This window comes from Streptomyces sp. NPDC055966, from assembly GCF_042269865.1.
Taxonomy (GTDB): domain Bacteria; phylum Actinomycetota; class Actinomycetes; order Streptomycetales; family Streptomycetaceae; genus Streptomyces.
Genome location: NZ_JBHJYK010000001.1, coordinates 65,455 through 82,619, shown reverse-complemented (window position 1 = coordinate 82,619; position 17,165 = coordinate 65,455). Strand labels below are relative to the sequence as shown.

General features: G+C 71.0%; 15 protein-coding genes. 9 read left to right on the top strand and 6 right to left on the bottom strand.

Annotation, left to right across the window (positions count from 1 at the left end; translation table 11 throughout):
• Positions 1-82: 82 nt before the first annotated feature.
• The 3 genes from ACFC8N_RS00365 (at position 83) to ACFC8N_RS00355 (ending at position 3,272) form a co-directional block, all read left to right on the top strand.
• Positions 83-742: a TetR/AcrR family transcriptional regulator gene (locus tag ACFC8N_RS00365; RefSeq protein ID WP_376285006.1), complete on the top strand. Its 660-nt coding sequence runs from the start codon at positions 83-85 to the stop codon at positions 740-742.
• Positions 743-926: 184 nt separating this feature from the next.
• Positions 927-1,964: an endonuclease/exonuclease/phosphatase family protein gene (locus ACFC8N_RS00360; protein ID WP_376285003.1), complete on the top strand. Its 1,038-nt coding sequence runs from the start codon at positions 927-929 to the stop codon at positions 1,962-1,964.
• Between the two features lie 90 nt (positions 1,965-2,054).
• Entirely contained in the window at positions 2,055-3,272 is a 1,218-nt protein-coding gene (locus ACFC8N_RS00355) for an MFS transporter (RefSeq protein WP_356030677.1), read from the top strand.
• Between the two features lie 51 nt (positions 3,273-3,323).
• On the opposite strand, the gene ACFC8N_RS00350 is transcribed toward ACFC8N_RS00355, so the two are convergent.
• The 5 genes from ACFC8N_RS00350 to ACFC8N_RS00330 all read right to left on the bottom strand — a co-directional run bounded on the left by ACFC8N_RS00350 (position 3,324) and on the right by ACFC8N_RS00330 (position 8,651).
• On the bottom strand, positions 3,324-3,797 hold the full coding sequence (locus tag ACFC8N_RS00350) for a hypothetical protein (RefSeq protein WP_362820516.1): 474 nt from the start codon (positions 3,795-3,797) through the stop codon (positions 3,324-3,326).
• A 388-nt stretch (positions 3,798-4,185) separates the two neighbouring features.
• On the bottom strand, positions 4,186-4,728 hold the full coding sequence (locus ACFC8N_RS00345) for a hypothetical protein (RefSeq protein ID WP_356020639.1): 543 nt from the start codon (positions 4,726-4,728) through the stop codon (positions 4,186-4,188).
• Between the two features lie 375 nt (positions 4,729-5,103).
• Complete coding sequence (locus tag ACFC8N_RS00340) at positions 5,104-7,056, bottom strand: protease pro-enzyme activation domain-containing protein (protein WP_376284998.1); 1,953 nt, start codon at positions 7,054-7,056, stop codon at positions 5,104-5,106.
• 270 nt (positions 7,057-7,326) lie between these two features.
• Positions 7,327-7,965 carry a DUF305 domain-containing protein gene (locus tag ACFC8N_RS00335; protein ID WP_376284995.1) on the bottom strand — a complete coding sequence of 213 codons (639 nt, stop codon included), beginning with the start codon at positions 7,963-7,965 and terminating at the stop codon, positions 7,327-7,329.
• Entirely contained in the window at positions 7,962-8,651 is a 690-nt protein-coding gene (locus tag ACFC8N_RS00330; RefSeq protein WP_376284992.1) for a DUF3105 domain-containing protein, read from the bottom strand. Before ACFC8N_RS00330 ends, ACFC8N_RS00335 begins: the two co-directional genes overlap by 4 nt.
• A gap of 142 nt (positions 8,652-8,793) precedes the next feature.
• Here ACFC8N_RS00330 and ACFC8N_RS00325 point away from each other — a divergent pair, with 142 nt between their 5' ends.
• Positions 8,794-9,234 (top strand): Rrf2 family transcriptional regulator, encoded by a 441-nt coding sequence (locus ACFC8N_RS00325; RefSeq protein WP_356020647.1) that lies wholly within the window; start codon positions 8,794-8,796, stop codon positions 9,232-9,234.
• A 63-nt stretch (positions 9,235-9,297) separates the two neighbouring features.
• A complete protein-coding gene (locus ACFC8N_RS00320; RefSeq protein WP_376284989.1) occupies positions 9,298-9,531 on the top strand; it encodes a hypothetical protein in 234 nt (77 codons plus the stop codon).
• Here ACFC8N_RS00320 and ACFC8N_RS00315 read toward each other — a convergent pair.
• Positions 9,519-10,712, bottom strand: coding sequence for a globin domain-containing protein (locus ACFC8N_RS00315; protein ID WP_376284986.1), 1,194 nt, complete (start codon positions 10,710-10,712; stop codon positions 9,519-9,521). The genes ACFC8N_RS00320 and ACFC8N_RS00315 overlap by 13 nt on opposite strands.
• A gap of 328 nt (positions 10,713-11,040) precedes the next feature.
• On the opposite strand from ACFC8N_RS00315, the gene ACFC8N_RS00310 reads away from it, so the two are divergent.
• From ACFC8N_RS00310 to ACFC8N_RS00295, 4 genes are all read left to right on the top strand, one after another.
• The gene (locus ACFC8N_RS00310; protein WP_071382540.1) at positions 11,041-12,402 is read left to right on the top strand and encodes a glutamine synthetase family protein; all 1,362 of its coding nucleotides are present in this window, start codon (positions 11,041-11,043) and stop codon (positions 12,400-12,402) included.
• A 216-nt stretch (positions 12,403-12,618) separates the two neighbouring features.
• Positions 12,619-13,446 carry an FAD binding domain-containing protein gene (locus ACFC8N_RS00305; RefSeq protein WP_376284983.1) on the top strand — a complete coding sequence of 276 codons (828 nt, stop codon included), beginning with the start codon at positions 12,619-12,621 and terminating at the stop codon, positions 13,444-13,446.
• Positions 13,443-16,169, top strand: a complete 2,727-nt coding sequence (locus ACFC8N_RS00300) for a molybdopterin cofactor-binding domain-containing protein (RefSeq protein ID WP_362820521.1) — start codon at positions 13,443-13,445, stop codon at positions 16,167-16,169. Before ACFC8N_RS00305 ends, ACFC8N_RS00300 begins: the two co-directional genes overlap by 4 nt.
• On the top strand, positions 16,166-17,158 hold the full coding sequence (locus ACFC8N_RS00295; RefSeq protein WP_376284979.1) for an antibiotic biosynthesis monooxygenase: 993 nt from the start codon (positions 16,166-16,168) through the stop codon (positions 17,156-17,158). The genes ACFC8N_RS00300 and ACFC8N_RS00295 overlap by 4 nt, the downstream gene beginning before the upstream one ends.
• Positions 17,159-17,165: the final 7 nt, after the last annotated feature.

The window sequence follows — 17,165 nt, the reverse complement described above, 5'->3', positions numbered from 1 at the left end:
CCGCGTACGGATCGATACATGCACGGGGGAAGGAGGCGGCTGCGGGACGATTCCCGCAGCGCAGTGAGAGGACGGGAACCACGTGAGCCTTGCCGACACCGGTACCGGCGCCGACCGCGACACCGAGGGCCCGCTGCGACCCTGCGGACCCGTACGGGGCAGGCCCCGCAGCGAGGCCGTCGAGCGCGCCATCCTCGACAGCGTGATGAAGCTCCTGGAGGACGGCGTCCCCCTCGCCGAGCTCTCCATCGAGCGCGTCGCCCGCACGGCCGGGGTCGGCAAGGCCACCATCTACCGCCGCTGGAACGGCAAGGACGAGCTGTTCATCGACGTCGTGCGGGCCGCCGAGCCCCCCGACCCCGAACTCCCCGGCACCAGCCTGCGCGACGACCTCGTCGCCCTGCTGGAGTCCCTGCGGCAGCGCGGCCTCGCCACCCGCTCCTCGGCGATCCTGCACAACGTGTACGCCCAGATGAAGTCCAGCCCCAAGATCTGGTCCGCGTACCACGCCGGCGTCGTCGCCCCCCGCCGCGAGCTCGTCCTCCAGGTGCTGCGCCGGGGGCGGGAGAGCGGCGAACTCCGGCCGGACATCGACCTGGAGCTGGCGGGCGACCTGTTCGTCGGCCCCATGCTCGTCCGCACCACCCTGCGCCCCGACGGCGAGCTGCCCGAGGGCCTCGCGGAGGAGATCGTCGACACGGTCCTCGAAGGCCTACGTCCCGTCAGGTCGACAGCCTCGTAGCATCCATGTGCGCGTTTCGTCACAGACCCCGCCCGTCCCGGGGGTGAACGGAACTCGCGGCCCCGACCCGTTCGTCCTCGACTTCCGTACGGCCGTCACGGGACGGCGGGAACAGGGCCGATCATCCCCTAGGGTCGACACAGCGCGGGGGAACGACGGCGTGCACGGCAGTGAGGCAGACGGTATGGCGCAGCAGGCGTATGTTTCGGAGACGGCGGGCGGCGGCTCGGGGCCGAAGCGACCCGGATCCCGGCTCCGACGCCTGTTCACCGGCTGGCGCGGCGACCCGCGCGTCTGGCGCCGGGGCATCGTCCTCGCACTCCTCGCGCTCCTGCTGGCCCTGGTGATGCTGCTGCACTCGCACATCCCCAACCAGGTGGGCAACCTCGGCAGCCTCACGGAGACCTTCCTGCCCTGGCTGGGCCTCGCCATCCCGCTGCTGCTGCTCTGCGCCGTGCTCCGCAGGTCGGCGACGGCCCTGCTCGCGGTCCTCCTCCCGGTGATCGTGTGGCTGAACCTCTTCGGCGGGCTGATCGTCGACCGGACCGGGCCGGGCGGCAACCTGATGGTGGCCACGCACAACGTCAACGCCCAGAACCCCGACCCCACCGGGACCGCCACCGCCGTCGCCGCCTCCGGCGCCGACGTGCTCGCCCTGGAGGAGGTCCCGAACACCGCCGTACCCGTCTACGAGAAGGCGCTCGCGCCGACGTACAAGTACCACGCGGTCGTCGGCACGGTCGGGCTGTGGAGCAAGTACCCGATGTCCGACGTCCAGGCCGTCGACATCAAGCTCGGCTGGAAGCGGGCGATGCGCGCCACCGTGACGACGCCCGAGGGCCCGATCGCGGTGTACGTCGCCCACATGCCCTCGGTCCGGGTGAAGGTGGAGGCCGGCTTCACCGCGCGGCAGCGCGACACGAGCGCCGACGCGCTGGGCGAGGCCATCGCCGGTGAGCCGCTGAAGCGTGTGATCCTGCTCGGCGATCTGAACGGTACGATGAACGACCGTTCGCTCAACGCGGTCACCGCCCAGATGCGCTCCACGCAGGGCGCGGCGGGCAGCGGATTCGGGTTCAGCTGGCCGGCGGCGTTCCCGATGGCCCGGATCGACCAGATCATGGTCAAGGGCATCCAGCCCACGAGCTCCTGGACCCTGCCGCGCACGGGCAGCGACCACCTTCCGGTGGCCGCCCGTGTGAAGCTGGACACGTCGTCGTAACCCGCCGGAATACCGGGCCTGAGAGACTTTGTTCCGTAGCTGAACTTAGACTGTACGGAACCCCTCTCCCCTGAAAGGCAAAGGCCCTTCATGCCCCTGGCCCTGCTCGCTCTGGCCGTCGGCGCGTTCGGAATCGGTACGACCGAGTTCGTGATGATGGGCCTGCTGCCCGACGTCGCGGACGACCTGCACATCTCCATCCCCTCGGCCGGACACCTGGTCTCGGCGTACGCGCTCGGCGTCGTGATCGGCGCCCCGCTGCTCGCCGCCGTGACGGCCCGGATGTCCCGCCGCACGGTGCTGATCGCCCTGATGGGACTGTTCGTCGTGGGCAACGCCCTGTCGGCGTTCGCCCCGGGCGACGACTCACTCCTCGCGGCCCGCTTCCTCAGCGGCCTGCCGCACGGCGCCTTCTTCGGCGTCGGCGCGGTCGTCGCGACCTCGATGGTCGCCCCGGAGCGCAAGGCCCGCTCCGTGTCGCTGATGTTCCTCGGCCTGACCGTCGCCAACATCGCGGGCGTCCCGGCGGCCACGCTGATGGGCCAGCACCTCGGCTGGCGGGCGGCCTTCCTGGGCGTGAGCGTGATCGGCCTCGCGGCCATCGCCGCGCTCGCCCTGCTGATCCCGCGGGACGGCGGCCACGCCGCCCCGCAGACGGGCCTGCGCGGCGAACTGGCGGCGCTGAGGTCCCTGCCGGTCTGGCTCGCCCTCGGTACGACGGTGGCGGGCTTCGGCGCGCTCTTCGCGGCGTACAGCTACGTCACCCCGATGCTGACGCGGTCGGCCGGTTTCGCCGAGTCGAACGTGACCCTGCTCCTGGCCCTGTTCGGGGTGGGCGCGACGGCGGGCAACCTGCTGGGCGGCCGGCTGGCGGACCACTCCCTGCGCGGCACGCTCTTCGGCGGCCTGGCGTCGCTGGGCGCGGTGCTGGCGCTGTTCCCGCTGCTGATGCGGGCGGAGTGGAGCGCGGCCCTCGCGGTGACCCTGCTGGGCATGGCGGCGTTCATCACCGGTTCCCCGCTCCAGCTGATGGTCATGGAGAAGGCCTCGGCGGCCCCGTCCCTGGCCTCCTCGGCCAACCAGGCGGCCTTCAACCTGGCCAACGCCGGCGGTGCCTGGATCGGCGGCCTGGCCATCGCGGCCGGCTTCGGCGTCACGTCCCCGGCACCGGCCGGCGCGGCCCTGGCCGTCCTGGGGCTGGGCGTGGCGAGCGTGGCGTACGCGGTGGACCGGCGCCGGGCGACTCCGTCGGCGGGGCGGATCGTCACCTCCCACGTGCCCGACGAGCCGGCGGCGCTGCACCACTGACTGAGGCCCCGGCCCGCCTGCCCGTCCCGGGACGGGCAGGCGGGCCGACGGTCAGCGCCGGCGCGTGCTGTGCAGCACGCGTGAGCTGCCGCCACAGGTCGCCGCCACCGGACGGAATTTGCAGCTGAAGTCCAGAGGGATGTCCAGGGCCAGGAAGTTCTTCCCGCTCCCCGTCCGTGCGCGCAGCCGGATCCGGTGCCGGGCCACCGGCACCGTCTCGGGAATCCGAAGCGTCCACGTCTGCTGCCACGGCCCGGCCGGCAGCCTCGGGTCACCGGGCAGTCTCGCCCCTATGCGCGCCAGCAGATCGGGCAGCCGGTAGCTGCGGTCCAGCATCTTCACCGGACCGAACTTCATGATCACATTGCAGGTGACCCGGGTCAGGTCGACGGTTTCCTTGAGGCGACCGCTCATCTCCCAACGGACCTGCCGCCCGAGCCATGGCAATGCCGGGGTCAACGTGATGTCGAGGATGTCCAGGACGTAGGTGTCGTCGCTCGTGTCCTCCACCAGGCGCATGCTCATCTCGCCCACCCTGCGGTGTCGTGGATACGAAGGGTGCCTCCCCGCCCGCCGGACAGCGGGAGGGGAGGCCGGGACGACCACTGCGCCGTGCCGCTTGCGCCGAGTTGCCGTGCGCGCCCTTTCGCACCCGTTCGGGGTGGGGTTACGCCGGGGAAGGAAGCCGGCGGCCACGCCACGGGGGTAGCGCCCGCAGGGGGCGTTCGGGTGACTGGCACCAGGAAGGGTCGGCTGGCGAGGGCAGGGACGGCCGCCCGTACGACAGGCTGAGGTACCTGGCGTCCGGCTCGGCGGGGTGTGGACGGCGCGGGGTTGTCGGACAATGCCGGGGACGGAGTCCCCGGCCCGATTGCGGCGGGCCGGGGTTCCGCATCACGGGGTCGGCGCCGGACTAGTCCCAGTCCCCGCCGTGGCCGTGGTGCCGGACCACCCGGAAGCTGGCCAGCACGCCGTCCTTGACCCTGACCCCCTCGGGCGGGCACGCGCGCACGCCGAAGCTGTCGCTGTGGGGGCCGACGGTGGCGATCGGAGCGCCGTTGTCGCAGACCGCTCCACGGAACACCTCAACGGTCTTGTGGCTGTCGTTGCGGATGTTCAGGGTCTTGGCGCCCAGGCCGCTGACGACGGTGATGCAGTCGCCCGGGTGCGCGGAGTAGGACCGTTCGTTGATCATGATGCGGCCCTCCCTGTGCTCCCTGCGCTCACCGCCCCGGCGGCCCTCGTTGCCCTTGCCCTCGTTGCCCTTGCCCCAGTTGTCGTTGTTGTTGTTCTGGTTGTTGTTGCTGCTGCCGCTCCCGCCGAAGGGGGCGGCGACAGCGGCAGCCGGGGCCTCCTGCGGGGCGGAGGCGGCGGAGGCATAGGTGATGCCGGTGACGGCAAGACCCGCGGCGCCTGCGACGGCGCCGGCCATCATGGTGGAACGGGCGAGCTTCATCGTGGTGCTCCTGTCTCGTCTCTCGGAGATGCCGACCGTCGGCCGGTTCGAGATCAAAAGTACTGAGATCTGACATCTCGGCAATTTCAGGAGAGTGACACCAAGGCGCCAATCGGGGTATTTGTGGGGTCGAATGCCGCGTTTTCGAGCGAGCGGTGGGAGGTCAAATCGCCATAGAAAAGGTGGGATTGAAATACTATTAGCCCTTCAGAGTGATCTCCTGGCTCCCTCTCACCCGTCGTCAGAACGTGTCGGTGCGTACGTGATGCGGCGAGTCGTGCTAAACGGCCCCGCTCGGAAGGCTCGTGCACCGGAAAACAGAGAAGGGGGCGTGAGGTCCGTCAGGACCCCACGCCCCCGCCGCTCAGCGGAGCGTCAGTGCTGCTTCGCGGCCTTCGCGTACGACTGCACGTAGCCGTCGGCCGGAGAGCCGACGCCCGTCACGTCGTCGTAGCCCTTCGTCGCGGACAGCGAGCTGTCCTTGCCGAGGCTGCGGACCGAGTACAGCAGGCCGCCCTTGGCGTCCAGGCCGTTGGCGAAGTCCACGCGGGCGACCGCCAGGCCGGAGCCCGTCGGGTTGTCCGTGACGTCGTGGAAGACGCCCTTCTTGCCGTAGCCGGCGTAGATCGTCGGGTTGGCGAAGCCGATCGCCCTGCCGCCCTGCGCCTCCTGGGCCAGGGCCTGGATGGCCGCGATGGTCGGCGCGGCCAGCGACGTGCCGCCGATGCGGTACTCGCTGTACTGCTGCGACCCGTCCGGGAAGGTCTGGGTCTGGCCGACCAGGAAGCCGGTGTTCGGGTCGGCGATGGCCGCGATGTCCGGGACGACGCGGTTGGCCGTGGTGCCGTTCGCCTTCGCGAGCGCGTCCGGGACGACGCCCTTCTGGTAGTACGGCTGGGCCACCGTCTTGCTGGTGCCGCCGCCCGCGCCCGAGGTGAAGGCGCCGGGGAAGTTCGTCCAGCTCTTGCCGTCGGCCGACAGGGTCGCCTTCTCGGTGCCCCAGCCGGTCTCCCACTGGTACGTGTCGCCCTTGCCGACGGCCAGGGACGTACCGCCGACCGCGGTCACCCAGGCGGAGTTGGCCGGGGTGTCGACCTGCTTCGTGCCGGTGTTGGCGACCTCGTCGCCGTTGTCACCGGAGGAGAAGTAGAAGCCGATGCCCTGCACCGCGCCCAGCTGGAAGACCTGGTCGTAGGCGGCCGCGAGGTCCGGGGTCTGGCTGGCCTCGACGTCGCCCCAGGAGTTGGAGACGATGTCGGCGAGGTGGTTGTCGACCACCTTGCTGAGCGCGCCGAGCAGGTCGTCGTCGTAGCAGGAGGCCGCACCGACGTACGTGACGTCGGCGTTCGGGGCCACGGCGTGCACGGCCTCGACGTCGAGGGTCTCCTCGCCGTACCAGCCGGCCGCCTTGCACTCGGTGGTCCTGGTCCAGCTGCCCGGCAGCGACTGGTGCAGCTGGCTGGTCTTCCAGGCCTGGTCGCCGTTCTTCGCCGCGTACGTGCCGGCGTCGTAGGCGATGGTCGGCGAGGCGTAGGCGTCGGTGATGGCGACGCGGACACCCTTGCCGGTGTACGTGCCGGCGCCGTAGGCGGCGCGCAGCTGCTTGCCCGTGTAGCCCTTGATGGCGTACGGGATCTTCTGGCCGTACGCGTCCGGCAGCGTGCTCGCGATCTTCGAGCCGTAGTACGACGAGAACGGCCCGGCGTTCTTGAACACGGCGTCCGGCGCCGGCAGCGTGTCGTCGTGGTTCGCCATGTGCGGGGCGTTGTCCAGGCCGGTGACGGTCAGGACGGCGCCCTGGAGGCCGGCCGGGACCGAGGCGGCCTGCGCGGGGGCGCGGTAGGTCTTCGTGCCCTTGGTGTAGTTGTGCAGCTGGGTGCCGAACGCCTTCTCGGCGGCGGCCACGTCACCGGAGACGGCGACGTAGTGCTGGGTGACCTCGGTGACCTTCAGGCCGGCCGACGTCAGCCAGGACTTGACCGCGGCCACCTGGGCCTTGGTGGCCCCGAAGCGGGCCTGCGTCGTCTTGGCGCTCAGGTACTTGCCGTGCAGCGGCGAGCTCGGGTCGGACACGGCCTTGGCGTAGGCGGCGAGGCCCGCCGCGTCCTTGCCGGCCAGGTAGACCTTGGCGTTCACCTGGGCGCTGTTCGCGGTCGCACCCTTGTCCGCCTTGGCCGTCGCCCAGAGGGGCTTGGTGCCCTTCAGGGACTGACGAGCGGGGCTGTCCGCGGCGTGGGCCGCGGGTATGCCCAGCGCCAGCGCACCGGCGATCATGGGCAGCGTCGCTGCCATGCTCACGGTGCGCAGCTTGGCGCGGTTGGATCTCATAGAACCCCCTGCGATGCGGTTCGCATGCATGTCGTGGTCGGTACGTCATGCGGTCCGCGTGCCGGCCCGGCGGCGGTTCGACCGGCCGTATGGATCACACGATGGGGGTCACTCTCTCCGATGAACCGTTCATGTCAGGGGAACGGAAAGGTCAAGAGACACTCAAGTAACCGTCAGGTGGGGGGATTTGGATCCATTTATCCTTACGGCTGTGTTACGAAACCGCTTGTCCGCTGTTCACAACCGCTCGCCCGCTCTTCACATGCGCGGTCACGAACGCGGCTTCGCGCCCCGCTCCTTGAGCATCCCGGCCATCACCTGAAGCTCCGACTGCTGGGCGTCGACCATGCCCTGCGCGAGCCGCTTCTCCACGCCGACGGTGCACCTGGCCACGCACCCCTCGGCCATGTGGATGCCGCCCTTGTGGTGGTCCGTCATCAGCTGGAGGTAGAAGACCTCGGCCTGCTTGCCGCTCAGCGACTGGAGCTTCCTCAGCTCCGTGTTCGTCGCCATGCCCGGCATCAGCGAGCCGTCCCCCCGCTCGGGCATGTCACCCATGCCCATCCAGGCCATCGGCGCCTTGGCCGACACCTTCGGCAGCCCCCACAGATCCAGCCAGCCCAGCAGCATGCCGCGCTGGTTGGCCTGCGTCTGCGCGATGTCGTAGGCGAGCCGCCGGACGTCCGCGTTCGTCGTGCGGTCGCGGACGATGTACGACATCTCGACGGCCTGCTGGTGGTGCACGGCCATGTCCCGGGCGAAGCCGGCGTCGGCCGACTCCGCTCCCGGCACCGTCGACCGCGCCCCGCCACCGCCCGAGTCCTCGGCGACCGCGTACGTGACCCCGCCGGCCGCGACGAGCACCGCCGCCGCGGCCCCGGCGATCCAGCCGATGCGCCGGCGGGTCACTTCATGGCTCCGCCGGTGCACGAGGCACCCGGCTCGGGCGTCTGCGGGCCCTGCACGTACGCGGCGAAGAACTTGGCGACCTCGGGGTCCTTCGCGCTCTTCACGGCCACCTGGCGACCCCACGCCGACAGGATCAGCGGCGCGGCCTGGTTCTCGTACGGGCTCATCAGCGAGTACGGCGTCCGCTTCACCTTCGCCGCGAGCGCGACGACGTCCGCCGTGCTCGCCTTGGCGGTGTACGTCACCCAGACGGCGCCGTGCTCCAGCGCGTGCACGGCGTTCTCGTCCTGCACCGGCGCGGTGTAGACGTCACCGTTGCAGTTCAGCCAGACCGGGTTGTGGTTGCCGCCGACCGGCGGGTGCATCGGGTACGACACCTTCGTCATCACGTGCGTGCGCGACAGCGTGCCGCTCCAGGTCATCACCCCGTCCTTGCCCTTGACGAAGTGTCCGGAGTCACCGGAGGTCCCGGCGTTCTTGCCGTCGCTCGCCGTGTCCGACGTCTTGGCCGAGGAGGACTGGGAGTTCACGAGGACCACTCCGCCGGCCACGAGGGCGGCGACGACCACCACGCTCGCGCTGACGGCCAGGATCCGGTTGCGGCGCTCGCGGGCGCGCTCCGCGCGTCGCATCTCCTCTATGCGCGCCGTGCGCGCCGCGCTGCCGTTGCTCTTGGCGGAACCCATGAGGCGTGTGTCCTTCTGGGGGAAAGGGACGGACGGGTGGGGTGGGGCGTGCTGATCGTAATGGGGAACCCGTGCCGCACCGTAGAGCACGACAGCAAACAGATAATTTGAACCCCGGATGCGTATTACCTAGGCTCGCGGTATGCGGCTCCTGCGCTCCACCGACCTGGCCCTGCGGGTCCTGATGCGACTCGCCGTCGCCGCCGACGCCACGCCCACCACCCGCCAGGTGGCGGCGGACATGGACGTGCCCTACACGCATGCCGCGAAGGTCGTCGCCGAACTCCAGCACCTGGGCCTGGTGGACGCCCGGCGCGGCCGGGGCGGCGGCCTCACGCTCACCGGGAAGGGCCGTACGGCGTCGGTGGGCGCCGTCGTGCGGGTCTTCGAGGGCGACGGCGACGTGGTCGAGTGCGAGGGCGCGACGCCGTGCCCGCTGCGCTTCGGCTGCCGGCTGCGGGGCGCGCTGCGACAGGCCCAGGAGGCGTTCTACGCCAGCCTGGACCCGATCACGATCACGGAGATCGTCGCGGAGCCGACGGGACCCCTGCTGCTGGGGATCTCCCGGGCCCCGGCCGGCTGACGGCCGCGGCCGCCCGGCGTTCACCTGGTCACCTCCCTGAGCTCGCACCCCACGGACCACGAGGTGGGCGTGCTGGCGCCGCCCACCGGATCCGGTCTGCGGACGCTGCCGGCGGACAGCGCTCTGGTGCAGTCCTTCGCCGGACACTCCAGGCTGCTCGTGGTCGGCCTGGCCCAGTGGCCGGACGGCCGCGGCGCCGACTACCAGAGCCTTGTCGCGAGGCTCCAGCCGCTCCTGGACAAGGTGACCGAGGTGGCCGCCGGACACGACCGGGGCCGACCCCGTCAGGCGGCCTGATGCGCCAGCCACAGGTCCGGACCGAACACCTCGTAGTGGACGTCGGCCGGGGCCACGCCCTTGTCGATCAGCTGGGTGCGGACCGCGCGCATGAAGGGCAGCGGGCCGCACAGGTACGCGCGCGTGCCGGGGGCCACGGCGACGTCGGCGAGGTCGACCAGGCCGGTGCGGGTGCCGGGCTCGGCGTCGCGCTCGTAGAAGAGGTGGACCGAGGCGTCCGGGAGCTTCGCGGCCCAGGCCTCGTGGTCGCCGCGCAGGGCGTGGTCGGCGGGGGAGCGGTCGCCGTGCACGACGGTGACCGGGGCGCGGTGGCCGTCGGCGGCCAGCGCGGCGAGCATCGCGACCATCGGGGTCACCCCGATGCCCGCGGAGGCGAGCAGCAGGGGACGGTCCCCGGTGTCGCCGAGGACGAGGTCGCCGTACGGCTCGGACAGGAGCACGACGTCACCGGCCCGCACGCGCGCGTGGAGGTGGTTCGAGACCTCGCCGCCGGGCGTTGCGCCGTCGCCCGGTACGCGCTTGACGCTGAACTGGCGCACGTCCTCGCCCGGCGCGCCGGACAGGCTGTACTGGCGTATCTGGCGGGCGCCGTCGGGCAGTTCGACCTGGACGGAGACGTACTGGCCGGCCCGGAAGCCGCGCACCGGGCCGCCGTCGGCCGGGCGCAGCCGGAAGGTGACGACGTCCGCCGTCTCCTCGACGCGCTCCACGACCTCCCACGGCCGCCGCCCGGTGCTGCCGCTCTCCTCGTACAGCCGCTTCTCGACGGCGATGAGCGCGTTGGCCATCAGCCAGTAGACCTCGTCCCAGGCGGCGGCCACCTCGGGCGTGACGGCCTCGCCGAGGACCTCGGTGATCGCGGCGAGGAGGTGCTCGTGGACGATCGGGTAGTGCTCGGGGGCCACGCCCAGGGCGGCGTGCTTGTGCGCGATCCGGCCGAGCATGGCGTCGGGCCGCTGGTCCGGGTGCTGGACGAGATGCGTGGCGAACGCGGCGATGGAGCCGGCGAGGGCCTGCTTCTGGGCGCCGGAGGCCTGGTTGCCCCGGTTGAACAGGTCGCGCAGCAGCTCGGGGCGGGCGGCGAAGAGCCGGTCGTAGAAGCGCTCGGTGATCTCGCCGATGGCCGCACCGACGGCGGGAAGGGTGGCGCGGACGGTGCTCGCGGACTGCTCGGACAGCATCGGATCTCCTCGGATCTCGTCGGATCTCTTCACATCGCGGCTGATCGGCACGCTATGAAAACTTGCATCTGAGATGCAAATTAAACGGGCGTGGTCTCCCTCACGTCCCGCGAGGATCCGGCCATGACGAATGCCGGTCCGAGCGGGCAAGATGGGCGGGAGACGGCAGTACACCTGTCGTACGAGAGCCGTTCAGGCCGAGGACGCTCGGGCGATCAAGGTCCGCAACGCGCTCGAAACGCTGTTGTGGTGTGATGCTCAGGTGCCCGACCGTCTCCCGCGCTCGCGTGTGAAGGCGGCCTGACCAGCAAGGATGGGGAAGCGGAAGATGGACAAGCAGCAGGAGTTCGTGCTCCGGACATTGGAGGAGCGCGACATCCGGTTCGTACGCCTGTGGTTCACGGACGTGCTGGGCTTCCTCAAGTCCGTCGCCGTGGCCCCCGCCGAGCTGGAGCAGGCCTTCGACGAGGGCATCGGTTTCGACGGCTCGGCCATCGAGGGCTTCGCCCGCGTCTACGAGTCCGACATGATCGCCAAGCCGGACCCCTCCACCTTCCAGGTCCTGCCCTGGCGCGCCGAGACCCCCGGCACCGCCCGCATGTTCTGCGACATCCTCATGCCGGACGGCTCCCCGTCCTTCGCCGACCCGCGCTACGTCCTCAAGCGCGCCCTGGCCCGCACCTCCGACCTGGGCTTCACCTTCTACACCCACCCGGAGATCGAGTTCTTCCTGCTGAAGGACCGCCCGCTGGACGGCACGCGCCCCACCCCGGCCGACAACTCCGGCTACTTCGACCACACCCCGACCAACGTCGGCATGGACTTCCGCCGCCAGGCGATCACCATGCTGGAGTCGATGGGCATCTCGGTCGAGTTCTCCCACCACGAGGGCGCCCCCGGCCAGCAGGAGATCGACCTGCGCTACGCCGACGCGCTCTCCACGGCCGACAACATCATGACGTTCCGCCTGGTCATGAAGCAGGTGGCCCTGGAGCAGGGCGTGCAGGCGACCTTCATGCCGAAGCCTTTCTCCGAGCACCCGGGCAGCGGCATGCACACCCACCTGTCCCTCTTCGAGGGCGACCGCAACGCGTTCTACGAGTCGGGCGCCGAGTACCAGCTCTCCAAGGTCGGCCGTTCCTTCATCGCGGGTCTGCTCAGGCACGCGGCGGAGATCTCGGCGGTCACCAACCAGTGGGTGAACTCCTACAAGCGCATCTGGGGCGGCTCCGAGCGCACGGCCGGCGCCGGCGGCGAGGCCCCGTCGTACATCTGCTGGGGCCACAACAACCGCAGCGCCCTGGTCCGCGTCCCCATGTACAAGCCCGGCAAGACCGGCTCCGCGCGCGTGGAGGTCCGCTCCCTGGACTCGGGCGCCAACCCCTACCTGGCCTACGCCCTGCTCCTGGCCTCCGGCCTGAAGGGCATCGAGGAGGGCTACGAACTGCCGCCCGGCGCCGAGGACGACGTCTGGGCCCTGTCCGACGCCGAGCGCCGCGCGATGGGCATCGAGCCCCTGCCCCAGAACCTGGGCGAGGCCCTCGCCCTGATGGAACGCAGCGACCTGGTCGCCGAGACCCTCGGCGAGCACGTCTTCGACTTCTTCCTGCGCAACAAGCAGGCCGAGTGGCACGAGTACCGCAGCGAGGTCACCGCGTTCGAGCTGAGGAAGAACCTGCCGGTGCTGTAGGGCCGCCGTCGCAACCCGGCCCCTCGTGGGCCGGGTTGGCGGTACGGCGCAGGGGTGACTCTCCGGCGCGGGTCGGCTACGGTCGGTTCTTCTCGTCCCTCGGGCCGCCGTGGGTGCGCTGCGTTAGGCTGGGAAAAAGGTGTCCGGCCCCGCCGGTCTCCCCTCGGGGGCGGGGCGGTTGTCCACCGCAGGCCGGTTCTCCGTAGGTCGGTTCTCATGGACCTCAACACCATCACCGAAGTAGTCCGGCGACCGTCCGAACGGCCGGGCGCGGACTGGCGCGAGGGGGACGCCTGGCTCGCCGGGGGGACGTGGCTCTATTCCGTGGAGCAACCGGACCTGAGCCGGCTGATCGACCTGACGGCGCTGCGCTGGGAGCCCCTCGTCCGCAGCGACGAGGGCCTGGAGATCGGTGCCACCTGCACCGTCCGCGACCTGTACGCCCAGACCTGGCCCCTGGACTGGACGGCGGGCATCCTCTTCCACGCGGCCTGCGACGCCTTCCTGTCCTCGTTCAAGGTCTGGAACGCGGCGACCGTCGGCGGCAACATCTGCATGTCCCTGCCCGCCGGCCCGATGATCACGCTGGCCGTGGCGCTGGAGGCGCGGTACGAACTGTGGGCTCCCGACGGCTCCGGGCGCTTCGTCGACGCCCTCGATTTCGTCACGGGCGAGCACCACAACATCCTCACGCCCGGCGAGATCCTGCGGCGCGTCACCATTCCCGCGCACGCCCTGCGCAGACGCACCGCGCACCGCCGCTTCAGCCTGACCCGGCTCGGCCGTTCGACGGTGTTCCTCGTCGGCACCCAGCGACGGGGCGGGAGCGACCTGGCGCTCACCCTCACCGCCGGCACCACCCGGCCCGTCCGCATCGCCTTCCCCTCCGTGCCCGATGCCCGGACCCTGCGGCAGCGCATCGACGCCCTGCCGGCCGACGTCTGGTTCGCCGATCCCAACGGGACCCCCGAGCACCGCCGCCATCTGACGTACCACTTCGCCGAGGAGATCCGCCGCGAGCTCACGGCTGGGGACCTGCCATGACCTACCTCGTGAACGGCCGGACGTTCGACCGGGAACCGGCCCCCGGCCAGTGCCTGCGTACCTTCCTGCGCGAACTCGGCCACTACGGCGTCAAGAAGGGGTGCGACGCGGGCGACTGCGGAGCCTGCACGGTATGGCTGGACGGCGACCCCGTACACAGCTGCATCACCCCCGCGTTCCGGGCGGACGGACGTGCGGTGACCACGATCGAGGGCCTCGGGCGGCCCGGCGCACCGCATCCCGTGCAGCGGCGGTTCGAGGAAGCCCCGGGATTCCAGTGCGGCTTCTGCACCGCCGGGATGATCATGACGTCGGCCACCTTCACCGAGGAGCAGAAGGCCGATCTGCCCCGGGCGCTGAAGGGCAACCTCTGCCGCTGCACCGGCTACCGGGCGATCGAGGACGCCGTGAAGGGCGTCGGCGCGGTCGAGACGGCCGCGCCCGGCAAGGCCGTCGGGACGAGCGTCGGCGCGCCCGCGGGCCACGACGTGGTCACCGGCCACGCCGAGTTCACGATGGACACGCACATCGACGGCATGCTGCACCTCAAGGTGCTGCACTCGCCCCACGCACACGCCCGGATCCTCTCGATCGACAGGAGCGCCGCGCTCGCGGTGCCCGGCGTGCACCGGGTCTACACCTGGCAGGACGTGCCCCGTAAGCGCTTCACCACGGCGATCCACACCGACCACCTGGTCGACCCGGACGACACCTTCGTCCTCGACGACACGGTCCGCTTCGCCGGCCAGCGCGTCGCCGCGGTCCTGGCCGACACGGTCGGCGCGGCGGAGGAGGGCTGCCGCCGCCTGGACGTGGAGTACGAGATGCTGCCGGCGGTGTTCGACCCCGAGGAGGCGATGGCCGACGGCGCACCCCGGCTGCACGGCTCGGACGACCCGTTCGTGCGCGACCCCGACCACAACATCCTGGTCGAACTGCACTCCCGCATCGGCGACGTCGACACCGGCTTCGCCCAGGCCGACGTGATCCACGAGGGCACGTACTTCTCGCCGCGGGTGCAGCACGTCCATCTGGAGACCCATGGCGCGATGGCCTGGCTTCAGGACGGCCGGCTGAACGTCCGCACCAGTTCGCAGTCACCGTCGATCGCCAAGGTCAAACTGGAGTACCTGTTCGCGCTGCGGCCCGAACAGGTGCGGGTGTTCTGCAAGCGCGTCGGCGGCGGATTCGGCGGCAAACAGGAGGTGATAGCGGAGGACCTGGTCGCGCTCGCCACCCTGGACACCGGGCGGCCCACCTGCCTGGAGTACACCCGCGAGGAGGAGTTCACCACCGCCTCGCCGCGGCACCCCATGACCCTGACGGTCAAGCTCGGCGCGAAGGCGGACGGCACGCTCACCGCCTTCCAGGTGCGCAACGTGTCCAACACCGGCGCCTACGGCAACCACGGCGGCGAGACGCTGTACGCGGGCGGCGCCGCCGTCATGGTCTACCGCTGCCCCAACAAGAGGTACGACGCCTACTCCGTCTACACGAACACCGTGCCGAGCGGCGCCCTGCGCGGCTACGGGATGACCCAGCCGGCGTTCGCGGTCGAGTCCGCGATGGACGAACTCGCCCGCGCCCTGCACCTCGACCCGCTCGAACTGCGCCGGCGCAACATCGTGCGGCCCGGCGAGCCCCTGGTCGCCCTGCACGACGGCCCCGACGATGTGGTCTTCACCGAGGACGCCCTCGCGCGGTGCATCGATCTGGTGGGCGACGCCCTGGCCCGTACCGCCGGCCGGCCGCCCCCCGGCCCCGAGTGGCTCGTCGGGACCGGCGTGGCGAGCTCCCTGCACGAGACCGCGCCCCCGACCGAGCACCTCTCCGAGGCCTGGGTCACGCTCGGCGACGACCTCGTCTACGAACTGGCCGTGGGAACGGTCGAGTTCGGGGAGGGCACCTCCACCGCCCATGTCCAGATCGCGGCCGGCCAACTGCGCACGACGCCGGCGCGGATCCGTCTGGTGCAGTCCGACACCGACCGCAACGGATTCGACACCGGCGCCTTCGCGAGCGCGGGCCTCTCCGTGGCCGGCAACGCCGTGCTGCGCGCGGCCGGTGCCGTACGCGACCGCATCCTGGAGTTCGCCGCGGCGCACACGGGCGTGCACGTCGTGCTGTGCTCCATGGACGACGACGGAGTCGTCTGCGGGGACCGGCGGGTGTCGCTGGCCGAGCTCGTCGCCGCCGCCCGGGCGCGCGGCATCCGGTTCACCGCCGCCCGCAAGGCCTACGGCTCGCCCCGAAGCGTCACCTCCAACACCCAGGGGTTCCGGGTTGCCGTGCACCGGGTGACGGGGGAGATACGGATCCTGTACAGCGTGCAGGCGGCGGACGTCGGCGTGGTGATCAACCCCGCCCAGGTCCGCGGGCAGGTGGAGGGCGGTGTCGCCCAGGGGATCGGCTTCGCGCTGACCGAGAACCACCACGTCGACGACCACGGCGTCATGACCAACCCCAGCCTGCGGAACTACCGCATCCCCACCTACGCGGACGTCCCCCGCACCGAGGTCCTCCTGGTCGGCTCGGCGGACTCGGTGGGGCCCCTGCACGCGAAGGGCATGGCGGAGTGCTGCATCAACCCGGTGGCCCCCGCGCTGGCGAACGCGGTCCATGACGCGACCGGCATCCGCTACCGTGCGCTGCCGCTGACCCCGGAACGGATCTACGGCCGGCTCCAGGCACAGCAGTCGGTGGCGGCAGGCCGAGCACCATGAACACCGCGAGGAACGTGAACACCGCGAAGAACGTGGCCGCCGCCGCCACGGCGATCATCGGTCAGAAGGTCCTGCCCGGGGCCGAGGAGGACTTCGCGTCCTGGCAGGCGGACCTCAACACCGCGGCCTCCTCCTACCCCGGTTTCCTCGGCGCCGAGACCTCGCGGCCGACACCGCTGCAACCCGACTGGGTCGTCGTGTACCGCTTCGACTCGGTGCCGCATCTGCAGACGTGGATCAACAGCGCGACCCGGCAGGCGTATCTCGACGCCGGTGCCGGGTACTTCGACGGCCCGGCGACCCAGCAGGTGGTCAGCAGCGGCACCCAGACCCTCGACCCCCTCGTGACCGTGGTGGTCACTCACCGGGTCGCCCCGCGGCACGTCGACGAGTTCCTCGACTGGCAGCACCGCATGACACAGGAGGAGAGCAAGTTCGCGGGGTTCCGCGGGACCGAGCTCTTCCGCCCCGTCGAGGGCCTCCAGGAGGAGTGGACGACCCTGTACCGCTACGACAGCGCGGAGCACCTCGACGCCTGGCTGACGTCACCGCAGCGGCAGCGGATCCTGGCCGAGGGCGAGAAGTTCGACGACTTCCGACTGCACACGATCGACAACTCGTTCGGCAGCTGGTTCGCCTTCGGGGGCGACGGCGAGGAGACACCGCCGCCGCCCTCCGTGACGAAGACCTCGCTCGCCGTCTGGGTCGGGCTCTACCCGACCGTCGTACTCCTGACGCTCGCCCTGTTCCCGCTGCACCTGCCGCTCTGGATCGGCCTGCTCGTCGGCAACCTGCTGTCGAGCTTCCTCATGAGCTTCCTCACGATGCCCTACTACGTGAACCCGCTGCTCGGCCGCTGGCTGCGTCCCCCCGCCGCCGAGCCGTCGCTCGGAGCCAACATCCGCGGCCTGGGCATCGTGGCGGCGGCGATGGTCTTCTGGGCCGCCGTCTTCTATCTGGTCACCGTCAGGTTCTGGACGCTGCCCTGACCGGGGG